We start from the raw sequence: 3,111 nt of genomic DNA on the forward strand, positions 1-3,111 counted from the left end.
AAGCCCGATATCCTCCTTGTTGTACGGGAGCAGGGCGGCGATCATCAGTCCGCCGCACTTGGGACACATATGGTGAAATGCGCCCGCTCTCAAAGAGATAACGCTGCTATCTGCGATTTTGGATGGTACAGGCCTTCATGGCCATAGGTCTCGTCCTAAGCGCCTGGCAATTTTATGAGGAACCAACGTATCTTATGAATAAGATCGGTCTATCCATCAGCTTGGTCTCTTTAATATGGGTGACATACGGTGAAGCGATTGACTGAGGCGGAGTTCAAGAGCGGCTTGCTGTTCGAGGAAAAACTGCCGAAATACATCATAGGCACAACGGAAGGATCAAAGTATGAGCACAAGTTTGACAGGTGGCTATACCGCTCGATAGCCGCTGTCGCGATATTCCTGATCCTCCTCCTGATGCCATATGGGTTTCGGCCATACTCCATCCTGGTGCTGATGATCGTACTGGCGACATGCATGCTGTACGCCTCTGAAGTGCAGGGCAACAAGTTCAGCAGATCGGCGAAACCCATCCGCATCTTTGCTGACAGGATCGAGGTCTACGCTTCTCTGTATCAGAGGCTCAAGGGTTTCAACGGTGCCATCCTCGTCAAGGACGTCGACTGGGTCCACGTCGAGAGGCGTGATGCGTACCAGCTGGTTAAGAGAAATGATATGGTCCGCCTTCGGTGGGCCCCTCTCGAACTCAGGATCAAGCTGAATGACGGCACCGAGTATCTCACCGGCCTCAAGTCGCCGGCCGAGATCTTGGCCATGGCCCAGGTGCTGAAGGAGAAGCTGAACATCTCCGTGGTAGATACCGGCGAGGGCCTGGGAAGAGTGGAGCCGTACATGTACTGATGACACGACCTTAGTATGAGCTTCCTGATCGGATGGCGATCTCGCCTATCGTCGTTACGGAGCCATGGTACGATCGGCCCCCCCTGCTGGGAATGGCGATGTCAGTGACCTCCGCAGTGATGGGGGCCATCAGCCTGGGGATAACTCTGGTAGAGGTCCTCGGAGGAAGCGTTCCAGATAATGCGATCACTTCTGCCAAACTATCTATCTTTATTGATGGTATTGCCCTAGTCGTTTCCTCCATTGGTGTGGGGTATTCGATCAATAGTCTGCTAAACCGAGGAGTGCATCAATGATTGGCCGGGATGAACTTTCAGTCAATATCCCCTCGGACAAGAATGTGCTGTGGTTCGGGGCGGAAATGTCTGCATTATTCGTTGTTGGGGGAACAATGGGGTCTTGGTTGGTCTCAAACCTCATCCCATTGGCTATTTGCTCCGCCGCAGCCGTAATTGTCGGGAGCCTCGTTCTTTGCCATGAGATCATCCGCCGCCCCACCCATGCCCGCATAGCCAGCGATGTCCGGTTAAGCTTCAGAACCAGGGGACCCTCTCCCGATACCGCTCGAAAGCATCGAATGGGTCGACTCTTCCCCTGGGGATCCTAAGACACGAGCGGGAAGGATCAACCGAGGAGGGAAGATGAAGATCAAGGGAAGAAAATACCCAATCCCGCTAGGCTACGAAGCGGCCGAGGCAGTTCGGCAAGCATACGCGGGAAAGCAAGGAAGGTATCCGCCATCGCATCCCCGGTCGGTCGGGAGCACATCGCCTCTAACGAAAGAATGAGGAATCGAACTACGCTCTTCTTCGAGTGAGCTCGCGCCTCTCAGGTTGCTTCAAACACCATCAGAGCGGAAGACGCGGCGTTCGGCGCTGGCCTTGTTCATGATGAGATCGCGACGTTCGTCGGAGTGGTCGGTCTGGTGGTATCCGCATATGCGGCTCTGTCGAGCGCATGGGATATGAAAGAAGTATATAAGAAACAACCGCCTGGTAATTCCTCGCCGTTCATAATATTAAGTATCTCGGCAACCATCTCGATAGCAGGATGCATAAAGAACGCTCTATGGATGAAGGTGGATCACTCTTGAACCAGATCATGGACAACCCGATCAATACTTCCGTCGTTGCGCTTGGAAGCGCCATTGGACTGGCCGGACTGATCATGGGCAATCTATGGGCCTACGTCGACGGTCTTTTCGATTGGTTCAGCATCGGCGTGGGGATCGTTATCGCTCTGTTGGTCTTCATGGCCGTCCCCGGCAGAATGGAGATCATGAATCGCCCCAAACGAGTGGAGGTGACAGATGCCGGGGCGATAATGCATCAGAAGCTAGGCAGGAAGCCGGTGTTCATTCCTTGGTCAGCGATACTGAGATTGAACTTTTGGCCATGCGCACCCAGTGAGAGGAATTGGATCACCCGGGACGCCACGCTGTTCGTGACGGAGAAGAAGTCGTTCACCCTCGACTGGAGGATAGCCGAGGCGATACGCGAGAGATATTGGGTCCAGTACGGCAGGTATCCGCCGAACGAATCCGTCGGAACGAGCGTTCCCAAGCCGGCATCCGGACCGTATGGAAGCCGCTGATCGGAGTGCGGGGATGAAATTAAAATCTGGGCAAATCTGGGCAAGTCCATAATATCTTCCGGATGTTACATCCCTAACTCTTCTGGCTCTGCTTCGGGATCGGAACGGCGATCAGCGCGGCCATCATCGCTCTCACAGGAGTGACGAGCGTCGCCAGCTTCCTGGTCGGCACGGTGTTGTCGGCAGTGGTGATATTGATATTCCAGTCGGTGATCTCCCGGACCGTCTCGGAGGAAGAGGCCGGTACCGTACCGAATACCGGTTCGTACGCGGGGCTCCTGTCGAGCGATCCGTCGGAGGCAGTGGCTCTCGCGGAGCAGGTGGGGATAGCTCCGGACGCCGACGATCACAGCCCCTCGGCGGAAAAGTGGAGGTCCTTCTTCGCCGTGACCTCGTTCGCCGTCGGGGTGTTCGGCAGCCACTTCGGGCTAGCCTCCCTCCCGAGCGGTTCGGGATATGCATACAAGATGGCTATCGCCGGTATAGTTACGGGACTGATCGGCGCCACCCTCTCGCTCTTGGACCCGTTCCAGGTCGGTTCGGACATAGCTACGTTCGCAGGGTTCTGGTGTGGGCTGTTCAGCATGGCGACCGGAGTGGTTGGCGTTATCGATGCAATGACTCATCACGACCCGTTCGCCAGGAACGTGGGGATCGTGG

At 55.5% G+C, this 3,111-nt stretch carries 3 protein-coding genes; all 3 read left to right on the forward strand.

The genetic code is table 11. The features are described 5' to 3' along the window. The first annotated feature begins 249 nt into the window (after positions 1–249). Positions 250–858 (forward strand): hypothetical protein, encoded by a 609-nt coding sequence (locus WYS_RS13575; RefSeq protein WP_147654218.1) that lies wholly within the window; start codon positions 250–252, stop codon positions 856–858. Positions 859–1,947: 1,089 nt separating this feature from the next. Further along, positions 1,948–2,451, forward strand: a complete 504-nt coding sequence (locus WYS_RS13585) for a hypothetical protein (protein WP_236993812.1) — start codon at positions 1,948–1,950, stop codon at positions 2,449–2,451. 140 nt (positions 2,452–2,591) lie between these two features. After that, positions 2,592–3,111 (forward strand): hypothetical protein (locus tag WYS_RS15490; protein WP_147654219.1); only part of this gene is annotated, 520 nt, incomplete at its 3' end.

Origin of the sequence: Methanomassiliicoccus luminyensis B10, assembly GCF_000308215.1 — an archaeon.
Lineage (GTDB): Archaea > Thermoplasmatota > Thermoplasmata > Methanomassiliicoccales > Methanomassiliicoccaceae > Methanomassiliicoccus > Methanomassiliicoccus luminyensis.